This window comes from Curtobacterium sp. ISL-83, assembly GCF_018613895.1.
In the GTDB taxonomy this organism is placed as follows: Bacteria; Actinomycetota; Actinomycetes; order Actinomycetales; family Microbacteriaceae; genus Curtobacterium.
In genome coordinates, this window is record NZ_JAGGPH010000006.1 from 67410 (window position 1) to 91681 (window position 24272).

Below are 24272 nucleotides of genomic sequence, written 5' to 3' on the forward strand. Positions count from 1 at the left end.
AGGTTCCGTTGTCTGATCGCATCACCGCACTCGAACTTCAAGAACAAGAACTCGTCCTCCGCCGCTTCGACCTCGAAGACGCCTGGCGTCTTGGTGCGCGGATCGTGGACATCGCCTTCCGTGAAGGCTTCGGCGTCGGTATCGACATCCGACGGGCGAATCAGGTGCTCTTCCGCGCGATGCTCCCCGGAACTGCTCCCGACCAAGAGGAGTGGATCGAGAAGAAAGCCGCGTTGGTGCTCCGGATGGAGTCCAGCGGGGCACTCGTCGAAGCACGACACCGGGCCGCGGGGATCGACGCGGCATCGTTCGGCTGGCTGCCCTCCGACTCGTACGCGATCACCGGGGGCTCGTTCCCGATCCGTGTGCGCGGCGTCGGTGTCGTCGCGGCCGTCACTGCGTCCGGGCTGAGCTCCGAGGACGACCACGACCTTATCGTCCGTGGAATCCGCGCACACCTCCTCGAGGAGACGAACGCATGACCGAGACCAACAAGCCGGCCGCGCCCAGCACCGGAATCAGCAGAGTCGGCGTGCCTGATGGTAGCGAGATACCAGCGCGCGTCCCCCTGCCCGGTCAGTCAACCCGTGTCCGCATCTGGGATCGCGCCACCGGCACGATCCGGACGGTGTTCGAGACCACTGAATGCATCTTCGAGGCACCGAACTGGACCCCGGACGGACGCCTGGTCCTGAACGGTGACGGCCTGCTCTGGACCCTCCCCGTCGACGGCGGCGACCCGATCGTCGTCCCGACATCGGGCCTCCCTGCGGTCAACAACGACCACGTCTTGTCCCCGGACGGAGCGACCGTCTACGCGTCAGCGAACGACTTCCACATCTGGTCGGTGGCACTCGCCGCCGGCGAGCCGCACCGGATCACGCCAGAGGACGGGTCGTTGCACTTCCTGCACGGCGTCAGTCCTGACGGCGCACGCTTGGCGTACGTGCGCCTCGAACCCGAGGGTGACAACTGGTGGGCCTCGGCCACGGTGCACACCATCGGCGTCGACGGCAGCGACGACACCGCAGTGACCACGCATCCCGGGCCAGCAGACGGTCCGGAGTGGACACCGGACGGCGAATGGATCCTCTTCAACACCGAGCAGTTCGAGGACGCTCCCGGCCATGCGCAGCTCGCGAGGATCCGCCCGGACGGCAGCGACCTCGAACAGCTCACCTTCGACGAGCGGGTGAACTGGTTCCCGCACGTGTCTCCAGACGGCGAAGTCGTCGCCTACCTGTCCTTCCCGCCGGGAACCGAAGGGCACCCGGCCGACAAAGCGGTCGAACTCCGTCTGATCACGGTCGGCACGTGGACGGAACCGACCACCATCGCCGCGTTTAACGGCGGCCAGGGCACCATCAACGTTCCGAGCTGGTCACCCGACGGATCGGCGTTCGCCTTCGTCGAGTACCCGATCGGACGCAACGATGACTGAACGACTGCGCGTCGCGATCGTCGGCACCGGGATGATCGCCGCCGTGCACGTCCGGGCGGCGAGGGCCGCCGGAGCTGACGTCGTCGGGATCCTCGGCCGCAACCAGGAGCGTTCCGAGCAAGCTGCCGCAGCGCTCGATGTCCCCCGCGGCTACGCAAACCTCAAAGACCTGATCGCAGACCGGCCAGGCGTCGTGCACATCTGCAGTCCGAACGACCAGCACCACGCGCAGTCCCTCGCGGTCATCAACGCCGGCGTGCATGTGATCTGTGAGAAGCCACTCGCGATCGGTGCAGCACAAGCCGACGAACTCGTGGACGCCGCGTCTGCAGCAGGCGTCGTCGCAACAGTGCCGTTCGTCTACCGGTTCCACCCGATGGTGCGGGAGATCCGCGCGCGGATTACAGAGGGCGACCTCGGCCGCGTGCTGGCGGTCCACGGGTCGTACCTGCAGGACTGGATGCTTGACGAGCACGCCTCGAATTGGCGGATCGACGCCGCAGCGGGCGGCCCATCGCGCGCTTTCGCCGACATCGGCTCGCACTGGTGCGACATCGTCGAGTTCGTCACAGGTGAACGGCTGGCCTCCGTGGCCGCGTCCACAGACATCGTGCACGAGTGGCGTCCGACCGCCAGCGGCCCAGCCTTCGCTGCTCGACGGCCGGGAGGCGAGGCTTCAGACCCACAGGTCCGCGTCACCACGGAAGACACCGCGGCCGCGACATTCCGGACCACGTCGGGCAGACTCGTCAACGTGATCGTGTCCCAGGTCGCAGCAGGCCGGAAGAGCCGGCTGTGGTTCGAAGTGGACGGCTCACGGAAGTCCGCCGTCTTCGACCAAGAGAACCCGGAGTCGGCATGGTTCGGCACCGCGACCGGCGCAGAGATAGCCATCCGGAACCCCGCGCACGGTTCCGCTGACCAACGGCGGCTCGCCCTCGTTGCCGCCGGCCATCCACAGGGGTACCTCGACGCGTTCGCGGCGTTCGTCGCCGACACGTACACAGCCGTCCGAACAGGTGTCGCACCCGACGGACTGCCAACGTTCGCCGACGGAGCACGAGCTGCGCGGATCATCGACGCCGTCGTCACGAGCGCTCGAGACGGCATACAGACACCAGTGATCTGAGTGTCCCGACTCAGATGAATTGAACCACCGGCGCAGCGGCGTAGCTGTGTGATCTGTTCGAAGATAAGCATCGCGAGTGCGGTGACGAATCCGCTCGTCATGGATTGGGGGACGAACCGCATCAGCTTCGTGGTGCCGACGGCACCGAGGATCAGCTGGAAGACACCGCCGAGGATGGCGGTACCGATCAGGTCTTCCAGGCAACGGTCCTGGACAACGGAAGTGCGCCAGAATCTCGCGTGGTGAGCACGACTCGTCCGAGCTAGCTGCAGCCAGGCAGCTCGCATCCATCAGTTGCCGCACCGCGGGAGTTCAATCAGGAGAACCGCCGTACAGAGTCAGGCCCGTCCCTTCACTCGTATTCAGCAACTGTAGCTCGCACAGGAATCGATGGCCGAGCCTGAGCATGTGTTGTCCCACCACAGCCTTGTCGTCGCGCTGGTTGCTGCGTTGCTCTGCAGATGGGAGGCCGGCGTTCACGTCCATGCGCGGACACTAGGCCCCCTAACCGCTGCGAGCAACGGATGCCGCGGTGTCGCTGGAGCAAGTTCGTACCCATGCAAGTCCCTCGGGCGGCGCAGCTCCTGTGGCTCCGCGTCGCACATGTGCTAGCACCTGACTGCCACCGTGGAGATGTGCTGCTCAGAGAATCCGTCGTCTGATGCGCTAAGCGACGCCCTTCGTGAGCAGGCGACCGTTTTGGTGAACAGTCACAGCGACAACGGGCCGCCCTGCTGGCATCGGCGAACCGCGAGAACATCCCGTGGAACGCCACCACGATGGTGTTCATCCGCAAGATCTCGTCGTAGCGCAGCGCCGGTCAATCTCACCGGTGCACACGCTCGTGCCTCGACGAGCCGACGTCGGACGCTTCCTGGAGGAGCGAGAGGCGGCCGGCCGGGCAGATCCCAGCGCCGCCCCCCCGTGCGCGGTTCGGGTGCAAGCTGCACTCGATCCACTGACACGATGCGTGGATTACTGACAACAAGCCTTGCGGCTCGACACGGGAGCCTTGCGCCCATGCCGACACCGGCGTAACGTGCAACCAAATGGTTGTACGAATCGAACTGAGCGACACCGAGGTCGACCGGTTGTTCCACGCACTCGCCGATGCCACCCGGCGCGACATCGTGCGTCGGACCCTGGTCGGCGAGGCCACCGTGACCGAGCTGGCGGAGGCCTACGCGATGTCGTTCGCCGCCGTCCAGAAACACGTCGCCGTCCTCGAAGGAGCCGGACTCGTGCGCAAGGAAGCGCGCGGGCGTACGCGCATCGTGCGCGCGGACCCGGACCGGATCGAACGCGTCCGCGACCAGCTCGACGCGTTCGCGGCCACGTGGCGCGGACGACTCGACCGGCTCGACGCCCTGCTCACCGACGACGACCCCACCACGGCCAGACCGACGGTGAACGGCACGCCCACCGGAGCGGCCACCCCACCCGATGACCGCCCCAGCCACTGACGACCACCACACCGCAGCCCGAGGAGACACCGATGTCCATCACCTCCGTCCACACCGACCCCGAGGCCCTCGCCACCACGCTCGTCGCCGACTTCCCCGTCCCGGTCCGACGACTCTGGGGCGCGTTCACCGACGCCCGTCAGCTCGAGCGCTTCTGGGGCCCGCCCGGCTTCCCCGCGACGTTCACCGACTTCGACCTCCGCCCCGGCGGCCGCGTGCACTACACGATGACCGGCCCGGAGGGCGAGCAGTACCGCTCCGTCTGGCTCGTCACCGAGGTCCACGAGCCCCACCGGATCGCGTTCGACGACCTGTTCGCCGACGAGGCGGGCGAGGTCGACGCCTCCCAGCCGCCGAGCAGCACGGTCCTGTCCTTCGAGGGCACCGACGCCGGGTCCCGGGTGACCGTCGTCACGACGTTCCCCACGCCCGAAGCACTCGAGACGATGCTGGCGATGGGCATGGAGCAGGGCTACACGCAGGCGTTCGCACAGCTGGACCGGGTGCTCGCCGACCTGCGCGAGTACGCGCTCGGGAAGGGCACGGTCACCGAGGTCGTCGACGACACCCACGTCCGCATCACCCGCGGGTTCGCAGCACCCCGGCACCTGCTCTGGCGGGCGCACACGGAGCCGGAGCTCATGCGGCGCTGGCTGCTCGGACCGGACGGGTGGGAGATGACGGTCTGCGAGAACGACCTGGTGGTCGGTGGCTCGTACCGCAGCGCCTGGGCGCCGGTCGGGGACACCGAGGGGCAGCCGTTCGGGTTCGAGGGTGAGAACCTCGTGATCGACCCGGAGCGCCGGATCGTGACGACCGAGCGCATGACGGGTGCACCGTTCCCGGCGAACGTGAACGACCTCGGGTTCGACGAGGCCGACGGCGTCACCCTGGTCACGCTCCTGATCACCTACCCGGACCAGGTGCAGCGGGACATGGTCCTGGCCACCGGCATGACCGACGGCATGGAGGCGAGCTACCAGCGCATGGAGACGGAGCTGCTCAGCGCCACCACGTGACGGACCGCGACCGCCTGACGGACTGGAGGCTCCCCACAGGTCCGGTGCGGAGCCTCCAGTCCGGTGCTCGGTCCGTCAGGACGCCTCGTAGTGGCGGGCCCCGCCGCGCACCCCGGCGAAGCGGAACGGCCCGGCCGTGACGCGCGGACGCTCGACGTCGTCGCTCGTCGCCGCACCGGTCGCGTGCAGCTCCCGGTAATCGTCGACCGTGAGCGGGACCCGTGCATCGAGCATCTCGCGGACGCGACCGACCCGGCGGTGCGACCGGTAGTCGGGCTGCACGATGCCGGTGATGAGCTCGCCGACGCTCCCTGAGCCGTAGCTGAACAGCGCGATGCGCTCCCCCGCGAGGTCGTCGTCCAGGTCGAGCAACGCCGCCAGCCCGATCCAGAGCGATGCCGTGTACGTGTTGCCGGTCTGCCGGTTGTACGTGAAGCCGATCGCGAGCTCGGACTCGTCGAAGGGCACGCCGACGTGCTGCGTGAGCTTCCGGTGCGCCTTCAGCGCCATCTTCGTGAACGGCTGGTGGTGCACGAACCGCACGATGTCCTGGTACGCCGGACCACCCTGCTCGGCGAGGTCGTCCCAGGCGCCGACGAAGGCGTCCACGTAGGCGCTGACCGACAGCCGGCCGTCGACGAGCGCGGTCGAGCGGTCGTTCGGACGCCAGAAGTCGTCGACGTCCGCGGTGAAGACGCCCGCCGCGGGCTCGATGGCCAGGATGTCGGGGTCCGCGGAGATGAGCATCGCCGCGGCACCGGCGCCCTGCGTGGGCTCCGCCGCGGTGTCGACGTCGTACCGGGCGACGTCGGCCGCGATCACGAGCACGCGCTCGTGCGGTGCGCGCGCGACGATGCCGAGGGCGAGCTGCACCGCGGCGGTCCCGCCGTAGCAGGCCTGCTTGAGCTCGACCACGCGGACGTTCTTCGGCAGCCCGAGGAGGCCGTGCACGAACACGCCCGCGGCCTTCGACTGGTCGACGCCGGACTCGGTCGCGAACAGCACGGTGCGGATCCCCTCGACGCCGTGCCGGTCGATGACCTCCTTCGCGGCGGCGGCTCCCATCGTGACGATGTCCTCGTCCGGCGCGGGCACGCTGAACGCGTCCTGCCCGATGCCGACGTGGTACTTCGCGGGGTCGACGCCCAGCCGCTCGGCCAGGTCGTCGAGCTCGAGCACGTGGTGCCCGGTGGCGATCGCGATGTCGTGGATGCCCACCGAGAGCGGTCCCTGCGTGGTCATGCTGCACCTCCTGCGGGCCGGGACCCGCGACGTTCCATGGCGACGTGCGCCGCCATCAGCTCCCCCGGGTTGGTCTGCGCGGCGAGCAAGGAGAGCTCGCCGCACAGCACGGTGGCGGCGCAGAGCGCAGCGAGCCGACGGGCGTTCGCACCGGGCGCACGCTCCTCCCGGCAGCCGAGCCGCACCAGGGCGTCCTCGACGACCGGCAGGTCGCCGCCCTTGCCGTTGCCGACCGTCCCGACGATCAGGTTCGGCAGCGACGTCGAGAAGTACAGGTCGTCGCCCCGGGCCGACGCGGTGGTGATGCCCTGGGAGCCCTCGACGATGTTCGCCGCGTCCTGCCCGGTGGCCAGGTAGAAACCGAGCAGCATGTTCGCGTAGTGGGCGTTCGCGGAACGCAGCGCCCCGGCGATCGTCGACCCGATCAGGTTCTTCGCGATGTTGAGCTCCACGATGCGCTCGGTCGAGCTGCGGAGCCGCTTCTCGACGATCTCGCCCGGGATCACGATCTCGGCGATGGTGTTGCGCCCACGCCCGCGGATGCCGTTCACCGCGGTCGCCTTCTTGTCGGAGCAGAAGTTGCCCGACACCGACACGTAGCGGAGGCCCGGCTGCCACTCGAGGATCGCGGGCAGCAACCGGTCCGCCGCCTGCGTCACCATGTTGTGCCCGGAGGCATCGCCCGTCGTGAACGCGAAGCGCAGGAACAGCAGGTCTCCGACGATCTCCGGGTGCACCTCGATCAGCTTCGCGAACCGGCTCTGCCCGGCGACGATCGCCTCGAGCTCGGCCTGGCGGGCGAGGATCTGCCCCGCGGCGACGTGGGCCGCGGCGGCACTGTCGGCACGGACGACCACGGAACGGGTCATGCGCTCGTCGACGACGGTCGCGACGATGCCGTCCTCGACCAGACGCGAGATCTTGGCTCCGCGACCGACGGACGGCCAGAGCGGCGACTCGTAGGTGGCGAGGGGTACCTCATGCTCCCCCTGCACGGCGTTGCCGCTGATGCGGATCGGCCCCACCCACTTCGTGGGGATCGGGGTCAGCAGGTCAGTCATCGACGCTCCCTTCGGGCGCTTGCACCGCGACGCTGAGGTGTCTGATGTCGTGCGCCTCCCAGGCGCGGTGGATGGCGGTGAGGTCGGTGTCCGTGGGGACGAGCGCGATGCCGCAGTCGCCGCCACCGGCACCGGACGGCTTGGCCGCCCCGCCGGCAGCTTCGACGACGTCGCACAGGGTGGTGAGCCGTTCGGTCTCGATCTGCGAGCCGACGGAGGCGCCGAGGCGCTGCAGCAGCCCCCGGGCGCGGCGGAGCGCGTCGAGCGTGCGGTCGGCGTCGCCGGTCTGGAGGCCCGTGGTCAGGTCGTCGACGCAGGCCCGGCTCTCGTCGAGGAACGCCGGGTACCCGCCACCGCGGTGCCGACGCACCACGTCGACGAGCTTCGTCGTGGACGCCGGGGACCCGGTCCACCCGACGAGGAGCGCGAGGTTCTCGGGCGCGGGGAGGCGCTGCACGTCGAACCCGGCCCACGCGCCGCCGTCGGGGTCGGTGTCGCCGAGGATCGCCGAGACGCTCCGGGTGTCGAGCTGCGCGGCGAGCCGTTCGCGGTCCGGCGCACTGTAGCGGAGCCACCCGCCGAAGGTGCTCGCTGCGAGGTCGCCACCGGAGGCACGGGGGTTGACGCGGATGGTCGCGAGCAGGGCGACCTGGAAGCGCTTCCGCTGCGTCAGCCCGAGGCCGTAGAAGCGGTCGAGGGCCCCGACGGTCGCGACGGTGACCGCGGCGGAGGACCCGAGCCCGAACTTCCGGCCGCTCGCGTCGTCGAGCTGGCTCTCGATGCGGAGGTCGTGGAAGCGCGGTGCGATGCCCTGCTCGGCGCGGAGCTTCTCGACGAGGTCGATCGTGGCCATCACGTAGTCGTACGGGTGGTGCTCACGGTCGAGGGCGATCCCGTCGGCGGCGCGGGTCCAGGTCAGCGGCAGGTGGCCGTACTCCTCGGAGTGGACGCTGCCCGACCCGTGCCCTTCGCTGACCCGGGCCGTGATGGCGCGGTCGAGCGCGATGAGCACGGACGGCTGGCCCGGCTCGACGACGGCGTACTCGCCCGCCACGAAGAGCTTGCCGTGGGCACGGAACTCGATCACGCGACACCTTCCGGGGCGGGTCCGGCGCCCGCGGGTGCGGGCGTCCCGGTTCCTTCGGAGCCGACGAGACGCGCGGCTGGTCCGGTGCCGGACTCGATGACCGTCCCGTGACCGGCGAGCGCGGTGGCGACCGTGGCGCGGTCCTCGGGCTTCGTGAGCACGACGACGTTCGGGCCGGCATCGGCGGTGGCGTAGGCCTCGACTCCGGCGGCGCGGAGCTCCGCGACCGCGTCGAAGACCCCGACGCTGCGGGCGGTGAGGTAGCGGATGGGCGGGAAGGCGCCCTCGATGGTGGCGTGCATCCGCAGGGCGTTGCTCTCGGTGAGCTCCCCGATGCGGGTGAAGTCACCGGCGGCGCAGGCGGTGAGCATGTCGCCGACGGTCTCGGCGGTCGACGTGACCCACGCGGGGTAGAACGGCGACGTCGCGATCGTGCGGCGCATCGCCTCGCGGGAGCCGATCGCCTTCGGGCCGGAATCGATCGTGACCACGACCATGGCCAGCGGCGGCGCGGGGATGCGCTCGGCGTAGGACCCGTGGTCGTCGCCCGCGTGCCACACGGACACCCCGCCGGGGATCGACCGCGTGGCCGACCCGGACCCGCGCCGTGCCAGGCGCGACAGGTCGCGCTCGGACAGGTCGAGGCCGTAGGCCGCGGCGGCCGCGGTCGCGAGGGCGGCGAAGCCCGACGCGCTCGAGGCGAGTCCGGCGCCCGTCGGCACCGTGTTCTCGGACACGACGTCGGCCCGCTCGTCGGACCCGGCGAGTTCCCGCACGAGGTCCAGGAACTGCTGGACCCGGACCAGTGCGCCGTCCTCGACGACGCGACCGTTGAGGGTGAACGCGTCGCCGGACGCACTCGGGGCCTCGTGTCGGCCACCGACGGTGACGGTCGTCGTCGTCGGGTAGACGTCCAGCCCCATCGACACGCTGCCGGTCGCGGGGAGCGCGAGGCGCGCGTCGGCCTTGCCCCAGTACTTGACGAGGGCGATGTTGGGGTGCGCGACTGCGGTGGCGGTGGTCATCGAGCGCGGTCTCCGATCGTGGTGGTCCAGGTGGCGGTGGCACCGGCGGCACGCAGCACCGTCGCGATGCGGTCCGCGTCGTCGGCGTCCCGAGCGAGCGCGAGGACGCAGCCCCCGCGACCGCCGCCGGTCAGTTTCGCGCCGAGCGCACCCGCGTCGCGCGCGGCCGCGACCAGGCGGTCGAGGTCCGTGCTCGAGACGTCGAGTGCGGCGAGCAGGTCGTGCGCGGCGTCCATCGTGGCACCGAGCGACCGGGCATCGCCGTCGACCAGTGTCTCCCGTGCACGCCCCGCGAGTCCACCGATGCGTGCCACGATCGCGTCGACCGTCTCGGGTGACCGGTCGTGCTGGGCCCGCACGGCGGCGACGGCGTCGCGGGTGTGCCCGAGGACACCGCTGTCCGCCACGACGAAGGCGACGGGCGCACCGGGGTCGACGGGCAGGATGCCGTCCGCCTCGAACCAGATCGGCACGTCGGTCACGACGCCGCGGGCATCGAGTCCGGACGGACGACCGTGCGCGACGCGCTCGCACGTCTGGATGAGCGCGTGGTGCGTCTCCGGGTCGAGCACCTCGCCGAGGGCGTCGGCGACCGCCGCGGTCACGGCCGCGGCGACGGCTGCGCTCGAGCCCATCCCCCGGGCGGTCGGGACCGCGCTGTCGACCCGCACGTGGAACCCCTGGTCGGTCACGCCGAAGTGGGCGAGGGTCGCGGTGACGGCCGTCACGGTCGGCATCACGGCGGCGGGTGCGAGGTCGAGCGGGCCGGTGTGCACGGACGACGTCAGCGTGTGCCCGCTCGCGCCGCCGGGGATCGGCGTCACGGTGGCCGTCACCACGGCGTCGAGCACCGGGAGCACGATCGCGGGTGCGCCGTAGACCACGGCGTGCTCCCCGATCAGGATCGTCTTGCCGTGGGACGACGCCGTCCCGGTGCGGGGGGTCGTGGTGCTGTGGAGGTCGCTGCTGGTCATCGTGGGTCCGGCCAGCCTAACCGCCGAGACCATGCGCCCGCTCGGCGTGGGCCGTACCCCACCCGAACGCCAGCCGTGACGGGTGCCGGTCCACGCAGTACGGTGACCATCAGCATGCTGACTACCTGAGGAGGTCACCCGTGAGCACCACCGCGAACACCGGCGACACGCACACCGACCGGCGACGCTGGGCCGGCCTGGTCGTCATCAGCGTCGCCGTGTCCCTGATCATCGTCGACTCCACGATCGTGAACGTCGCGATCCCGAGCATCGTCGGTGAGCTCGACATCAGCTCGACGCAGGTGCAGTGGGTGCAGGAGAGCTACACGCTCGTGTTCGCCGCACTCCTGCTCGTCTTCGGGTCCCTGGCCGACCGGTACGGCCGTCGCCGCCTGCTCGTCATCGGTGTCTCGGTCTTCGCCGCCGCCTCCGCGCTCGCGGCACTCGCCCCGAACGGCGACCTGCTCGTCGGCGCCCGGATCCTGCAGGGCATCGGCGGCGCGATGGTGCTGCCGACGACGCTGTCCCTCGTCAACGCGACGTTCACCGGGCGGGAGCGCGGGATCGCCTTCGCGGTCTGGGGCTCGACGATCGGCGGGATGGTCGCCGTCGGGCCGCTGCTCGGCGGGTGGCTCACGACGGACTTCTCGTGGCGCTGGGCGTTCGGCATCAACATCCCGCTCGGCATCGCGATCGTCGTCGGCGCGTTCCTGACCGTCCGGGAATCCCGGGACACCGTCCACGCCGGCCGGATCGACGTCGTCGGCGCCGTGCTCAGCGTGGTCACGAGCGCGACGCTGGTGTTCGGCCTGATCGAGGGGAGGACGTACGGGTGGTGGACCCCGGCGGAGCGCTTCCGCATCGGCAGCCTCGAGTGGCCGGCGTCGAGCTCGCCCGTCCCGGTCGCGTTCGTGGTCACCGTCCTCGCGGGCGTGGGGTTCGTCCTGTGGACCCGGCGGCGGCAGCGCACCGGTCGCTCGACGCTCATCGCCCTCGACCTGTTCGGCATCGCGTCGTTCCGGAACGGGTCGATCGCAGCCCTGATCGTCTCGCTCGGGGAGTTCGGCATCATCCTGTCGCTCCCGCTCTGGCTGCAGAACGTGCTGGGCTACTCGGCACTGCAGACCGGGTTCGTCCTGCTGGCCCTGGCGATCGGGTCGTTCGTGGCGAGCGGGTTCGCCGCGACCACCGGGCAGCGCATCGGGCCGCTCCCGATCGTGCGGATCGGCATCGCGGCGGAGATCGTCGGCGTGGCCGCGATCGGGTTCGTGGTGTCGGCGTCGACCCCGTGGTGGGCGATCGTGCCGTGCCTGTTCGTCTACGGCTTCGGCGTCGGGCTCGCCACCGCACAGCTGACGAGCGTGGTGCTGCGGGACGTGCCGGTCGAGCGGAGTGGTGAGGCCTCCGGGGCGCAGAGCACGGCGCGGCAGATCGGTTCGGCGCTCGGGATCGCGGTGCTCGGGACCGTGCTGTTCACCTCCACCGGGACGCTGCTGCAGCACCGCCTGGAGGACGCCGGAGCACCCCCGGCCGCGGCATCCCACGTCGCGGACGCCGTCGTCGCGTCCTCGGGTGGGGCGATCGCGGGGCTGCGGAGTCAGTCCCCCGCCACCGCGGACGCCGCCGCCGCGTCCTTCAGCGACGGCACCCGCGCCGCCGCCTGGTCGGCCGCCGGGTTCCTGGTGCTCGGACTGGCCGCGACGCTGCGGTTGCGGGCGCGCCCCGTCGACGAGGAGGGCGCGGCCGGCCGCTGACGCCGCCGCGCCCGTCGCGCCCGCGCGCCGCTCGGTGCGAGGTTGATCGCCCCGAGCGCCGCAACAACCCGGCACCACGCCGCCAACGGCGCACCGCGCGCAAGGTGCGCGGCGCCGGACGGGAGGTGCGGGGCAGGCCGGCACCGCGCCTCCCGTCCGACGGCGGGTCGCGACCCAGCCGAGCGCAGGGGTACGTCCAGCAGGCGACGCCTGGGTCGGTGCACCGGGACCGCGGCGGAGCATCGTGGTCCCACCCACCCGAGGAGCCGACGTGGCGCACGCGATCGATCCGCACCACCCGACCCCCGTCCTGCTCGCGACCGTCGCTCGGGAACTCGGCGTGCCGTGGTCCGGCTCGGAGTCGATCAGCGGCCTCGCCATCTCGACCGCCGACGTCCGACCTGGCGCCCTCTTCGCGGCGCTCCCCGGGCGCACCGGACACGGCGCGCGGTACAGCTCCGCGGCGCGGGCCGTGGGTGCTGCCGCGATCCTCACCGACCCGGACGGCGCAACCGACGCGCGACGCAGTGGGCTCCCGGTCCTGGTGGTCGACGCTCCCCGACAGCGACTCGGCCGCATCGCGCAGTTGATCGCCGGCACCGAGCACCTGCCGTTCCCGCTGTTCGGCGTCACCGGCACGAACGGCAAGACCTCCACGGTGCACCTGCTCGACGCGCTGCAGCGGCGCCTCGGCCGGGTGACGGCACTCAGTTCGACCGTCGAGCGCCGCGTGGCCGGCGAGTCCGCACCCAGCGTGCTGACGACGCCCGAGGCCCCGGAGCTCCACGCGTTCCTCGCACGCGCGGTCGAACGCAGCGTGCAGGGAGCTGCCCTCGAGGTGAGCGCGCAGGGACTCAGCCGGAACCGCATGGACGGCGTGGTGGTGGACGTCGCGGGTTTCACGAACCTCTCCCACGACCACCTCGACGACTACGTGGACATGGACGCGTACCTGGCGGCGAAGGCACTGCTGTTCACCGCGGAGCGATCCCGCGCCGGGGTGGCCTCCCTCGACTCAGCCGCCGGTCGACGGATCGTCCGGGGCGCGACGGTCCCGATCACGACCGTGAGCGCCGTCCCGGGCGTGGCTGCCGACTGGATCGTCCGGGTGCTGGAGCAGGGGCCGGAGGGGACCCGCTCCACGGTCACGACACCCGGCGGGACGGTCCTGACGGTCGACTCGCCCCTCCTCGGCGAGCACATGGCGGCGAACGCGGGACTCGCCCTGGCGATGCTCGCGGTGTCGGGTGTTCCGCTGCCGGACCTGGTCGCCGCGACCCAGGAACCGTTGGACGTCGTCGTCCCGGGCCGGATGTCGGATGCGTCCCTCGGCAGTGGTCCTCGGGTGTTCGTCGACTTCGCGCACACGCCGGACGCGTTCGAGAAGAGCCTCGAAGCGGTCCGTGCGTTCGCCACCGGCCGCGTGGCGATCGTCGTCGGCGCGGACGGCGACCGGGACCCGAGCAAGCGTCCGGTGATGGGTGCGGTGGCCGCGGCGGGTGCGGACGTGGTCGTCATCACGGACCACCATCCCCGGTTCGAGGACCCGGCGCCGATCCGGGCGTCGATCCTCGGCGGGACGCGGACTGCGGCGGCCAGTGCACTCGTGCTCGAGGAACCCGATCCCGCACGGGCGATCCGCCGGGCCGTCGCCGAGGTCGGCCCGGACGGGGTCGTGTACTGGGCCGGCCCCGGTCTGACGGACTACCGGGACGTCGCCGGGGTGCACGTGCCCTACTCGTCGTTCCGGGACGCCCGGGCGGCACTCCGAGAGGCCGGGTACGGGACCGTGCTCCCCGTCGCCCGTGAGGAGTCCGGCGCCTCGAACGGTTAGGTTGTGCACAACTCGGTTGCGTGCAATGCTGATGACATGCCCGTGACCGATGAGATGGTGTGCTTCTCGCTCTACGCGGCGTCCCGTGCCACCACGCAGGCGTACCGGACGCTCCTCGAGCCGTGGGGCCTGACGTACCCGCAGTACCTCGTGCTCGTGACCCTGTGGATCGAGGGCGACCAGACCGTCTCGAGTCTCGGGGAGCACCTGCAGCTCGACTCGGGCACGCTGTCGCCGCTCCTCCGCCGGATGGAGCAGGCCGGGCTCGTGCGGCGTGAGCGCCGGAGCGCCGACGAACGCGTCGTCACCGTGACGATCGGTGCGCGTGGGACCGCCCTGCGACCGGAGCTCGCGCACATCCCCGCGCGGATCGCCGGCGGCACGGGCCTGCCCGACCAGCAGGCGGCGAGCGAGCTCATCGCGACCCTGCAGCGCCTCACCGAGACCATGCACGCCGCGGCCACCCCGGCCGTGCCCACCCCGGCCCGAGACCCGGCCTGAGCGACACCGCTCGCGGCTCGGAGCGCGTGATCCGTCGCGCAGCCCGAGTCCCGGCCACCGCCACCCGGCACGGCCCGGCCGCCCGGCCGCTCGGCCAGCCAGCGGCCGACCACCCGGCCGACCCACTGAACCCCACGAAGGAAGGAAGGACCCCCATGGACGTCCTCTACACCGCAGAAGCCCTCGCCACCGGCGAAGGCCGGAACGGCCACGTCACCACCAGCGACGGCACGGTCGACTTCGACCTCGCGATCCCGAAGGAGATGGGCGGCTCCGGCAACGGCGCGAACCCCGAGCAGCTGTTCGCCGCCGGCTACAGCGCCTGCTTCCACTCCGCGCTGCAAGGCGTCGCCCGCGCGCAGAAGGTCAAGATCACCGACTCGTCCGTCGGCGGTCGCGTGCAGATCGGCCCGAACGGTCAGGGCGGCTACCAGCTCGCCGTCATGCTCGAGGTCGTCATCCCCGGCATGGACCACGACCAGGCGCAGGCCCTCGCCGACGCCGCCCACCAGGTCTGCCCGTACTCGAACGCGACGCGTGGCAACATCGACGTCACCATCACCGTCTCGGAGGACTGACCCATGAGCGACACCACCCCCACCACGATGCGCGCCGTCGTCCACGAGACCTTCGCCGAGCCCGCCGAGGTCCTGACCGTCGCCGAGCGCCCCGTCCCGCAGCCAGGCCCCGGTCAGGTGCTCGTCCGCACGGTGCTCTCCCCCATCCACAACCACGACCTGTGGACCGTCCGCGGCACCTACGGCTTCAAGCCCGAGCTGCCCGCGCAGTCCGGCACCGAGGCGCTCGGCGTCGTCGAGGCACTCGGCGACGGCGTCACGAACCTGACCGTCGGCCAGCGCGTCGCCGGTGGCACCTTCGGCGTCTGGGCCGAGTTCTACGTGGCCGACGCCGCGGGGCTCATCCCCGTGCCGGACGCCATGACCGACGAGGCCGCCGCGCAGCTCGTCTCGATGCCGTTCAGTGCGATCAGCCTGCTGCACTCGCTCGACCTGCACGAGGGCGACTGGATGATCCAGAACGCCGCGAACGGTGCCGTCGGCCGCATGGTCGCGCAGCTCGCCGCCGCGCGGGGCATCAACGTCGTCGGGCTCGTCCGCCGTGCCGCCGGCGTCGAGGAACTCCGCAGCCAGGGCATCGAGCGCATCGTCGCCACCGACGCGGACGACTGGCAGGACCAGGTCACCGCGATCACCGGTGGCGCACCGATCGTCGCGGGTGTCGAGTCCGTGGGCGGCCAGGCCGCCGCGGACATCGTGTCGACGCTCGGCGACAACGCCACGCTCGTGGTGTTCGGTGCGATGGCCTCCCCGATGATGTCGATCCCGTCCGGAGCCGTGATCTTCAAGCAGGTCACCATCAAGGGCTTCTGGGGCAGCGTCGTCAGCAAGACCATGCCCGGCGAGACGAAGCAGCAGCTGTTCGGTGAGCTGATCACCCGCGTGCTCGACGGGTCGCTGACCCTGCCGGTCGCCGAGACGTTCGCCTTCGAGGACGTCCGCGACGCGGTGCGCGCGAGCGACACCGCCGGTCGCATCGGCAAGGTGCTCCTGCGCCCGTAGGCGCAACCAGGCTGTGACAGGAGGCCCGTGGCGGATCCGCCACGGGCCTCCCGTCCGTCTGTCGTCGCGTCAGCGGCGCGCGGCCTGCTTGGCCGGGACGGTGAAGATGTTGCCGGTCGTGACGCCCTCTTCCACCTCTTCGAGGGTGCGGCCGCGGGACTCCGGCACGAACTTCCAGATGAAGAACAGCGCCAGCAAGCCGACGATCCCGAACCCGAAGAAGGTGCCCGTGATGCCGGTCGCCGCCACGATCGTCGGGAAGTACAGCCCGAGGAATGCGTTCGCGATCCAGAGGCAGAACACCGCGATGCCCATGCCGAGGGCCCGGATCTGGGTCGGGAAGATCTCCGACAGGATCACCCACGTCGCGATGTTGAGGAACGTCTGCATCGAGCCGACGAACGCGACGACCAGGAACAGGATCACCCACGGACGTGCGGGGTTGCCCAGCGGGAGCGTGACCGACGCGATGCCGATCAGGAAGTGGCACAGCGTGGTGAGCGAGTAGCCGAGGATCAGGGTCGTCCGACGGTTGATCCGCTCCATGTTCATGATCGCGATGACGCCACCCACCACGGCGATGACCCCTGGCGCGATGCTGGCGATCAGGGCAGCCGACTGCTCGAAGCCCGACTGGATCAGCACGCTCTGCCCGTAGTACATGATCGAGTTGATCCCGGTGAGCTGCTGGGCCACGCCGATGCCCGCGCCGATCAGCACGATCCGGATGAGCCACTTGTTGCCGAGCAGGGTGCGCCAGCCGCTCTGCTGCTGGAGCTTCGCCTCGAGGTCGTTGGTGCGCTCGATGTCCTGCAGCTCGGCGACGGCGCGCTCCCGCGTGCGGATCTGCCCGAGGACCGCGAGTGCCTCGTCCGTGCGGCCCTTCGACGCGAGCCACCGGGGCGACTCCGGCATCCGGAGCATCCCGACGAACAGCGCGATCGCCGGCAGCGCGCACACGGCGAGCATGACGCGCCAGACGCCGTGGCCCTCGCCCCACAGCGCGGCGATGACCACGTTCACGACGTACGCCGCGAGCTGTCCGATGACGATCATGAGCTCGTTGCGGCCGGACAGCGACCCACGGATCTCGAACGGTGCCAGCTCGGCGAGGAACACCGGGACGACGGTTGACGCACCACCCACCGCGAGACCGAGGAGCACGCGGCCGACCACGATCACCCCGAAGGCCGGCGCGAACACGCAGGTGAGCGTCCCGACGAAGAAGACCACGGCGAGGGCGATGATCGTCTTGCGGCGACCCCACCCGTCCGCGATGCGGCCGCCGAGCATCGCGCCGATCGCCGCACCGAAGAGCAGCGAGCTCGTGACGACGCCCTCGGTGAGGTTCGTCAGGCCGAGCTCGTTCTTCATCGGCAGGAGCGCGCCGTTGATCACACCGGTGTCGTAGCCGAAGAGCAGACCGCCGAACGTGGCGACGAGCGCCAGGACCCCCAGGCGACGGCGATGGGCTCCGGTGCCGAGTGGCGGGAGCGTGGCATTCGAGGATGCCGGCTTGATGTCGACCATGCGGTGACTCCTTCGTCGGTGATCGCGCAGCGGTGCGTCCACCGATCGTATCTCGTGACTATGTCCTGTCAACCTCACATGCGCGAGGTCGCACGTTCTGGACACCTTCCGTGGATGCCGTTCAGCTGGCGGTCGGACCGACCTGGTCGTCCATGATGTCGCCGAGCGAGGCCATGTCGGCTCCGTGGTCGGTGTACCGACGGATCGTTCGTCGCGCCGCAGCACTGGCCGCACCCGACAGTCGGGGGTTCCGGCGAGCGGCATCGGCCACGCGCCCGGCATGACCGGCGGTGGAGAGGAGGACGTTCGCGAGCGCTCGCGCCTCGCCCTGTTCCGGGACACCGGCGACGGTCCACGCGCTCCGGAGTTGGTCGTCCGGGGTCACACCACGCCGGGTACCCATGCGGTGCCAGTCGGACAACGCCCCCTCGGTGCGGGATGCGGCACGGTCGGCCTCGTCCACACGACGGCGATCCGTCCGCCGTTCGGCGTCCCGGTCCGCCGTGCCCTCACCGGCCTCGACCCGCTCGCGGACCCGCTCGGCACGCTCGCGCGCGGCGGTGTCGTCGCCACCGGCTTCGGCGATGCGAGCGGCGTGGGCAGCAGCAGCGGCGGCGATGATCTCCGAGCGGTCCATGCACACGACGGTAGTCGCTCGCGCCGACACCACACGCTGGGTCCGCGGACACATCGCCGACCGGGCCGCTCGTGATGGAGGACCCGCTGCCGCTACGATCACCGCGGAGGGGAATCCGATGCATGCACCGAGGAGGGCTCTGGCGACAGCCGGGGCCACCGTCGCGGTCCTCGCCGCGCTGACCGGCTGTTCACTGCTCCGCGGGCCGACCGGCGAGGTGCCGACGCCGTCCGCGCGGACGCACACCGCCGAGGCGACACCGACCCCGACGCCCACACCCACACCAACACCGACCGGACAGTCGGCGTCCGACCTGCTCGAGGCGTCCGCGAACCCGCACACGCCGACACCTGTGCCGTCCGAGGCCGCAGCCCCAGCACCGGTGCTCACGCCGATCCCGGCCGGCACCGTCCTGGCGCAGGGGTCCGTCGCCTCGCCGAAGGGGAGCGTCCACTTCTCCTTCCGCGTGGTCGCGAACGGCGACGACACCTTCACCGCGCAGTACTCCAACGTCACGTCGACGCTCCCCGTCCCCATCGGGGTCGGGCTCTTCGACGTGGCGCGCCGGGTCGGCGACGGCCTGACCTACCACGGGGTCGGCGACCGGAACCTCGGCGGCCCGACGACGACTCCGCTCGCGGTGTCCGTCCCCCTGACCGGGTCCGGCGTGGACCCGTCGCACCTCGGCACGCTCGTCGTCTACTCGGCAGCCGCCCCGGGGCAGTCCGTCCCGGTCGAGATCGCCGCCGACAAGGTGCTCGCGGTCGCCGGCGTGCGCTGGTCGGTGCCCGTGCGGCAGACGAACGTGCACCCGGTGGACCACGGGAGCGTCGCCAACGCGGCCGGTCGGTTGACGGCGACCACCGCGGCGGGCGCACCGAAGTCGTACGTCGTCGCGCCGAACGACCTGATCGGGGACGTCGCTCGACGGTTCGGCATCAGTGTCCGTGACCTGGTGTGGCTGAACGAGGGCGTCCAGGTCTTCGGCGACGACCAGTACCTGTACGAGGGCACGACGCTCAACCTGGACCCGCTCGGCCGCTGACGCGCCCGGCCGTGAGCCCAGGAGCCGCGAGCGCGACCACACGCAAAGGGGAGGCGCGGTGCCAGCTGGCACCGCGCCTCCCGTCCGTCGGTCGGTCCTGTCTCGCTACTTGCGCAGCTCCAGGTACTTCGCGATGAGTGCCTTGGTCGACGGGTCCTGCGCGTCGAGCGCAGCCTGGTCGCCCTCGACGGCCGGCGTGACCTGCAGTGCCAGCTGCTTGCCGAGCTCGACGCCCCACTGGTCGAACGAGTCGATGCCCCAGATGGTGCCCTCGGTGAACACGATGTGCTCGTACAGCGCGATGAGCTGGCCGAGCACGCTCGGGGTGAGCTCCGGCGCCAGGATCGACGTCGTCGGCTTGTTGCCCGGGAACGTGCGGGCCGCGACGATCCCCTCGTCGGTCGTGCCCTCGGCACGGACCTCGTCGGCGCTCCTGCCGAACGCCAGCGCCTTCGTCTGTGCGAAGAAGTTCGCCAGGAAGAGCGTGTGAACGTCGGTGCCGGGCGCGACGCCCTTGCCGTCGCCGGTCTCGTCCTGGAGCGGACGTGCCGGGTTGGCGATGGTGATGAAGTCCGCCGGGATGAGCCGCGTGCCCTGGTGGATGAGCTGGTAGAACGCGTGCTGGCCGTTCGTGCCGGGCTCGCCCCAGAAGACCTCGCCGGTGTCGGTGACGACCGGGGAGCCGTCCCAGCGGACGCGCTTGCCGTTCGACTCCATCGTGAGCTGCTGCAGGTACGCGGCGAAGCGGTGCAGGTACTGCGTGTACGGCAGGACCGCGTGGCTCTGCGCGCCGAGGAAGTTCGTGTACCAGACGTTGAGCAGGCCCATCAGGACGGGGACGTTCTGCTCGAGCGGCGTGGTGCGGACGTGCTCGTCGATGGCGTGGAACCCCGAGAGGAACTGCTCCCAGTTCTCCGCGCCGATCGCGATGACGACGCTCGTGCCGATGGCGGAGTCGACCGAGTACCGGCCGCCCACCCAGTCCCAGAACCCGAACGCGTTCTCGGGGTCGATGCCGAACGCGGCGACCTTGTCGAGCGCGGTCGAGACGGCCACGAAGTGCTTCGCGACGGCGTTCGACTTCTCGTCGTCGGTCGCGTCGGCGAGGCCGAGCTCCTCCCACAGCCACTGGCGAGCCAGGCGCGCGTTCGTGAGGGTCTCGAGGGTGCCGAACGTCTTCGACGCGACGATGAACAGCGTGGTCTCGGGGTCGAGGTCCGCGGTCTTCTCGTAGATGTCCGCGGGGTCGATGTTCGACACGAAGCGGGCTTCGAGGCCGGGCTGCACGTACGGCTTCAGGGCCTCGTAGACCATGACCGGGCCGAGGTCCGATCCGCCGATGCCGATGTTCACGACGGTCTCGATGCGCTTGCCCGTGACACCGGTCCACGCACCGCTCCGCACCTGCTCGGCGAACGCGTAGACCTTGTCGAGCGTGGCGTGCACGTCGGCGTCGACGTCCTGGCCGTCGACGACGAGCGCCGGCGTGATGCCCTTCGGACGGCGGAGCGCGGTGTGCAGGACGGCGCGGTCCTCGGTCACGTTGATGTGCTCACCGGCGAGCATCGCCTGGAAGCGCTCGGCGACGCCGGTGTCCTTCGCGACCTGCAGCAGGGCGGTGAGGATCTCCTCGGTCACCAGGCCCTTCGACAGGTCGACGGTGAGGTCGGCTGCCTGGAACGTGTACTGCTCGGCACGACCGGGGTCGCTGTCGAACCACCCTCGCAGGTCCGGGGTGAAGCCGTCGGCGATGCCGGCGAGCGTCTTCCAGCCGTCGGTCGATGTGGGGTCGACGGGAGCGGATTCGGTCACAGAGGTCCTCCTGGATCACCTTCAAGACGTACAGCCCGCAGGTCACCGCAGCACTGCGTCGCGGACCACTCCCGAGCGTAGTGCCGTCGCGGTGCGACCGCGCACAGTCGGTCAGCCGGGAGGCACGGGTCGCCCCCGCACCCTGTGCTGCGGCCCGGAATCGCGCGTCCCTGCCCGAATCGCGCGTACCGAGCGGAATCGGGCGTACCGGCCGGAATCGCGCGTACCCGGTCCTGCGGTCGGACCGGGTACGCGCGGTTCCGCTTCCCATTGCGCCTGTTGTGGGAAGGAACGCTCGGGGCTCGGCGCTAGGGACGCGGCGCGAACCGACGCAGGCGCAGGCTGTTCGTGACGACGAACACCGACGAGAACGCCATGGCCGCGCCCGCCAGCACGGGGTTGAGCAGCCCCGCCATCGCGAGCGGGATTGCCGCGACGTTGTACGCGAACGCCCAGAACAGGTTGCCCTTGATCGTGCCGAGGGTCACCCGCGACAGTCGGATCGCGTCCGCCACCACGGTCAGCCGGCCGCTCACCACGGTGATGTCACTCGCAGCGATCGCCGCGTCGGTGCCGGCACCCATCGCGATGCCGAGATCGGCCGCAGCGAGCGCGGCGGCGTCGTTCACCCCGTCGCCGACCATCGCCACGCGGTGTCCCTCGGCCTGCAGCCGTCGGACGGTGTCCAACTTCGACGCCGGGGTCGCCCGGGCGTGCACCTCGTCGATGCCGACCTGCTCCGCGACGGCACGGGCGGCACCGTCGTTGTCACCGGTGAGCAGCACCGGGTGGAGACCGAGCGCCCGGAAGCGCGCGATCGCCTCGGCGGCCTCGGCCTTCACGGTGTCACCGACCACCAGGACCCCGAGGGCGATGCCCCCCTGCGCGACGGCGACGGCCGTGCCACCGTCGGACTCGGCGGCGGCGATCGCAGCCGAGACGTCGTCCGGCACGCTGACGGACCAGGAATCGGTCAGCCAGCGAACGCCGCCGACCAGGACGACCTCGCCGTCCACGACCGCCTGCACCCCGGAGCCGGCGGTGTTCGCGAACTGGGTCGCGGTGGGCACCACCACCCCGTGGGAGACCGCCGCGCGGACGATGGCCCGAGCGACAGGGTGCTCCGAGCCGTCCTCGACCGCAGCGGCCATCCGGAGCAGGTCGTCGGCGGTGTGCGTCGAGCAATCTGCGGGGAGGACCGAGCGCAGCGTCATCTCGCCCGTCGTGACCGTGCCCGTCTTGTCGAGCACGATCGTGTCGACGCCCCTGGTCTGCTCGAGTGCCTGCGGGCCGCCGATCAGGATCCCGAGCTGGGACCCTCGCCCGGTGCCCACGAGGAGCGCCGTGGGGGTCGCGAGACCGAGGGCGCACGGGCAGGCGATGATCAGGGTCGCGACGGCAGCGGTGAAGGCAGCCGTGACGGAACCGCCGAACACCAGCCACCCGACGAACGCGAGCACGGCGAGGCCGATGACGATCGGGACGAACACGCCGGACACCCGGTCGGCCAGACGCTGGACGTCGGCCTTGCCGGTCTGGGCGTCCTCGACGAGTCGCCCCATCCGCGCGAGTTCGGTGTCGGAACCGACGCGGGTGACCTCGACGACGAGTCGGCCCCCGACGTTGACGGTGGCGCCCGTGACCCGGTCACCCGCCCCGACCTCGACCGGCACCGCTTCACCGGTCAGCATGCTGAGGTCGACCGCGGACGATCCCTCGCGGACGAGTCCGTCGCTCGGGATCCGCTCCCCCGGTCGCACGACGACCACGTCACCCACGACGAGCGACGCGACCGGCACGCGGACCTCTGCTCCCCCGTCGCGCAGGACCGCGGCGTCCTTCGCACCGAGCTCGAGCAGGGCACGGAGCGCGGCGCCGGACTGCTGCTTCGCGCGGGCTTCCATGTACCGACCAGCGAGGATGAACACCGTGACGGCCGACGCCACCTCGAGGTACAGGTCGGAGGCTTCCGGGTCGGTGGCCAGCCACGCGAACGCCATGTGCATGCCGCGCATCCCGGCGTCCCCGAGGAACAGGGCGTACAACGACCAACCGAACGCGGCGAGGACCCCGACGCTCACCAGGGTGTCCATGGTCGCGGCGCCGTGGCGCGCGTTCACCCACGCGGCACGGTGGAACGGCAGGGCACCCCAGACCGCGACGGGCGCGGCGAGGGTCAGGGCGAGCCACTGCCAGTTCGGGAACTGCAGGACGGGCACCATCGACAGGACGACGACCGGCAGTGCGAGCACCGCGGACACGACGAGCCGACGACGCAGTGCCGCGGTCGGGTCGGGGTCGTCGCCAGGAGGCGCGTCGGGGACCGGGGGCGCGGGCAGCGATGCGCCGTACCCGGCGGACTCCACCGCGGCGATGAGCACCGCGGGGTCGGTGTCCGTGGCGTCGTCGAGTCGCACCTGCGCCTTCTCGGTGGCGTAGTTCACCGTCGCCGTCACCCCGGGGAGCTTGCCGAGCTTCCGTTCGATGCGGTTCGCGCACGACGCGCAGGTCATCCCGGTGATGTCGAGCTCGACGACGCCGTCGGTCATGCGCGCACCACCTCGTACCCGGCCTCGGTGACGGCGTTCCGCAACGTCTCGGCGTCCACCGGCACGTCCGACGTGACGGTGACCGCGGACGACCCCCCGGGGACGAGTTCGACGGCGACGGCCGCGACCCCGTCGACCTCCGACAGCTCCTCGGTCACGCTCATCACGCAGTGCTCGCAGGTCATCCCGGTGACGAGCAGTGTCTCGGTGGTCATGGTGGTCCCTTCGTGGTGTTCGTCGGATGGGGTCAGGAGCGGACGAGGCGGACGATCGCATCGCTCGCTTCGCGCACCTTCGCGTCCGCAGCGTCGCCGCCCTCGGCGACCGCCTCGGCGACGCAGTGCCGCAGGTGGTCCTCGAGCAGGGAGAGCGCGACCCGTTCGAGCGCGCGGTTCGCTGCCGAGATCTGCGTGAGGACGTCGATGCAGTACGTCTCGTCCTCGACCATGCGGGCGATGCCGCGCACCTGGCCCTCGGCGCGACGGAGTCGCTTGAGCAGGTCGTCCTTGTCGCCGATGTACCCGACGTGTTCGTGCACGGTGTCGTCCATCATGCTCTGTACGGTACCCCCCTAGGGTATCTACTGTCC

23 protein-coding genes are annotated in these 24272 nt (G+C 71.0%); 11 read left to right on the forward strand and 12 right to left on the reverse strand.

All coding sequences use genetic code 11. The features are described 5' to 3' along the window. Positions 1-8 precede the first annotated feature (8 nt). Genes J7E22_RS04145 through J7E22_RS04155 form a run of 3 tightly spaced genes read left to right on the forward strand, consistent with a single transcriptional unit; the run spans position 9 to position 2570 of the window. Entirely contained in the window at positions 9-482 is a 474-nt protein-coding gene (locus J7E22_RS04145) for a heme-degrading domain-containing protein (RefSeq protein WP_214979237.1), read from the forward strand. After that, positions 479-1441: a PD40 domain-containing protein gene (locus tag J7E22_RS04150; protein ID WP_214979238.1), complete on the forward strand. Its 963-nt coding sequence runs from the start codon at positions 479-481 to the stop codon at positions 1439-1441. Before J7E22_RS04145 ends, J7E22_RS04150 begins: the two co-directional genes overlap by 4 nt. Continuing rightward, a complete protein-coding gene (locus J7E22_RS04155) occupies positions 1434-2570 on the forward strand; it encodes a Gfo/Idh/MocA family protein (RefSeq protein ID WP_251008712.1) in 1137 nt (378 codons plus the stop codon). Before J7E22_RS04150 ends, J7E22_RS04155 begins: the two co-directional genes overlap by 8 nt. 312 nt (positions 2571-2882) lie before the next feature. On the opposite strand, the gene J7E22_RS04160 is transcribed toward J7E22_RS04155, so the two are convergent. Beyond that, positions 2883-3056 (reverse strand): hypothetical protein, encoded by a 174-nt coding sequence (locus tag J7E22_RS04160; RefSeq protein WP_214979240.1) that lies wholly within the window; start codon positions 3054-3056, stop codon positions 2883-2885. A gap of 563 nt (positions 3057-3619) precedes the next feature. Between J7E22_RS04160 and J7E22_RS04165 the strand changes: the two genes are divergently transcribed. Both J7E22_RS04165 and J7E22_RS04170 read left to right on the forward strand, forming a co-directional pair. Continuing rightward, on the forward strand, positions 3620-4033 hold the full coding sequence (locus J7E22_RS04165; RefSeq protein ID WP_214979242.1) for a helix-turn-helix transcriptional regulator: 414 nt from the start codon (positions 3620-3622) through the stop codon (positions 4031-4033). A gap of 32 nt (positions 4034-4065) precedes the next feature. Continuing rightward, a complete protein-coding gene (locus J7E22_RS04170) occupies positions 4066-5052 on the forward strand; it encodes an SRPBCC family protein (RefSeq protein WP_214979244.1) in 987 nt (328 codons plus the stop codon). A gap of 75 nt (positions 5053-5127) precedes the next feature. On the opposite strand, the gene J7E22_RS04175 is transcribed toward J7E22_RS04170, so the two are convergent. Genes J7E22_RS04175 through mvk form a run of 5 tightly spaced genes read right to left on the reverse strand, consistent with a single transcriptional unit; the run spans position 5128 to position 10441 of the window. Next, the gene (locus J7E22_RS04175) at positions 5128-6294 is read right to left on the reverse strand and encodes a hydroxymethylglutaryl-CoA synthase (RefSeq protein WP_214979246.1); all 1167 of its coding nucleotides are present in this window, start codon (positions 6292-6294) and stop codon (positions 5128-5130) included. Continuing rightward, complete coding sequence (locus tag J7E22_RS04180) at positions 6291-7355, reverse strand: hydroxymethylglutaryl-CoA reductase (RefSeq protein ID WP_214979248.1); 1065 nt, start codon at positions 7353-7355, stop codon at positions 6291-6293. Before J7E22_RS04180 ends, J7E22_RS04175 begins: the two co-directional genes overlap by 4 nt. Next, on the reverse strand, positions 7348-8442 hold the full coding sequence (locus J7E22_RS04185; protein ID WP_214979250.1) for a phosphomevalonate kinase: 1095 nt from the start codon (positions 8440-8442) through the stop codon (positions 7348-7350). The genes J7E22_RS04180 and J7E22_RS04185 overlap by 8 nt, the downstream gene beginning before the upstream one ends. After that, positions 8439-9467, reverse strand: coding sequence for a diphosphomevalonate decarboxylase (gene mvaD, locus J7E22_RS04190; protein ID WP_214979252.1), 1029 nt, complete (start codon positions 9465-9467; stop codon positions 8439-8441). The genes J7E22_RS04185 and mvaD overlap by 4 nt, the downstream gene beginning before the upstream one ends. Beyond that, positions 9464-10441, reverse strand: a complete 978-nt coding sequence (gene mvk / locus J7E22_RS04195; RefSeq protein WP_214979255.1) for a mevalonate kinase — start codon at positions 10439-10441, stop codon at positions 9464-9466. Before mvk ends, mvaD begins: the two co-directional genes overlap by 4 nt. 140 nt (positions 10442-10581) lie before the next feature. On the opposite strand from mvk, the gene J7E22_RS04200 reads away from it, so the two are divergent. The 5 genes from J7E22_RS04200 (at position 10582) to J7E22_RS04220 (ending at position 16110) form a co-directional block, all read left to right on the forward strand. Further along, positions 10582-12195, forward strand: a complete 1614-nt coding sequence (locus J7E22_RS04200) for a DHA2 family efflux MFS transporter permease subunit (protein ID WP_214979257.1) — start codon at positions 10582-10584, stop codon at positions 12193-12195. A gap of 271 nt (positions 12196-12466) precedes the next feature. Further along, complete coding sequence (locus J7E22_RS04205; protein WP_214979259.1) at positions 12467-14029, forward strand: Mur ligase family protein; 1563 nt, start codon at positions 12467-12469, stop codon at positions 14027-14029. 36 nt (positions 14030-14065) lie between these two features. Then, positions 14066-14530 carry a MarR family winged helix-turn-helix transcriptional regulator gene (locus J7E22_RS04210; protein WP_214979261.1) on the forward strand — a complete coding sequence of 155 codons (465 nt, stop codon included), beginning with the start codon at positions 14066-14068 and terminating at the stop codon, positions 14528-14530. Between the two features lie 155 nt (positions 14531-14685). After that, on the forward strand, positions 14686-15108 hold the full coding sequence (locus tag J7E22_RS04215; RefSeq protein WP_065962896.1) for an organic hydroperoxide resistance protein: 423 nt from the start codon (positions 14686-14688) through the stop codon (positions 15106-15108). 27 nt (positions 15109-15135) lie between these two features. Next, entirely contained in the window at positions 15136-16110 is a 975-nt protein-coding gene (locus J7E22_RS04220; protein ID WP_214979351.1) for a zinc-binding dehydrogenase, read from the forward strand. A 69-nt stretch (positions 16111-16179) separates the two neighbouring features. Here J7E22_RS04220 and J7E22_RS04225 read toward each other — a convergent pair whose 3' ends face one another. Next, on the reverse strand, positions 16180-17640 hold the full coding sequence (locus J7E22_RS04225) for a sugar porter family MFS transporter (protein ID WP_214979263.1): 1461 nt from the start codon (positions 17638-17640) through the stop codon (positions 16180-16182). 121 nt (positions 17641-17761) lie between these two features. Beyond that, a complete protein-coding gene (locus tag J7E22_RS04230) occupies positions 17762-18277 on the reverse strand; it encodes a hypothetical protein (protein WP_214979265.1) in 516 nt (171 codons plus the stop codon). Between the two features lie 118 nt (positions 18278-18395). Here J7E22_RS04230 and J7E22_RS04235 point away from each other — a divergent pair, with 118 nt between their 5' ends. Further along, complete coding sequence (locus tag J7E22_RS04235) at positions 18396-19322, forward strand: LysM domain-containing protein (RefSeq protein ID WP_214979267.1); 927 nt, start codon at positions 18396-18398, stop codon at positions 19320-19322. 105 nt (positions 19323-19427) lie between these two features. Here the strand turns inward: J7E22_RS04235 and pgi are convergent, their stop codons facing one another. From pgi to J7E22_RS04255, 4 genes are all read right to left on the reverse strand, one after another. Further along, a complete protein-coding gene (gene pgi / locus J7E22_RS04240) occupies positions 19428-21134 on the reverse strand; it encodes a glucose-6-phosphate isomerase (protein ID WP_214979269.1) in 1707 nt (568 codons plus the stop codon). A 308-nt stretch (positions 21135-21442) separates the two neighbouring features. After that, a complete protein-coding gene (locus J7E22_RS04245; protein ID WP_214979271.1) occupies positions 21443-23683 on the reverse strand; it encodes a cation-translocating P-type ATPase in 2241 nt (746 codons plus the stop codon). Next, positions 23680-23898, reverse strand: coding sequence for a heavy-metal-associated domain-containing protein (locus J7E22_RS04250; protein WP_214979272.1), 219 nt, complete (start codon positions 23896-23898; stop codon positions 23680-23682). The genes J7E22_RS04245 and J7E22_RS04250 overlap by 4 nt, the downstream gene beginning before the upstream one ends. Positions 23899-23930: 32 nt before the next feature. Beyond that, complete coding sequence (locus J7E22_RS04255; RefSeq protein ID WP_214979353.1) at positions 23931-24233, reverse strand: metal-sensitive transcriptional regulator; 303 nt, start codon at positions 24231-24233, stop codon at positions 23931-23933. Positions 24234-24272: the final 39 nt, after the last annotated feature.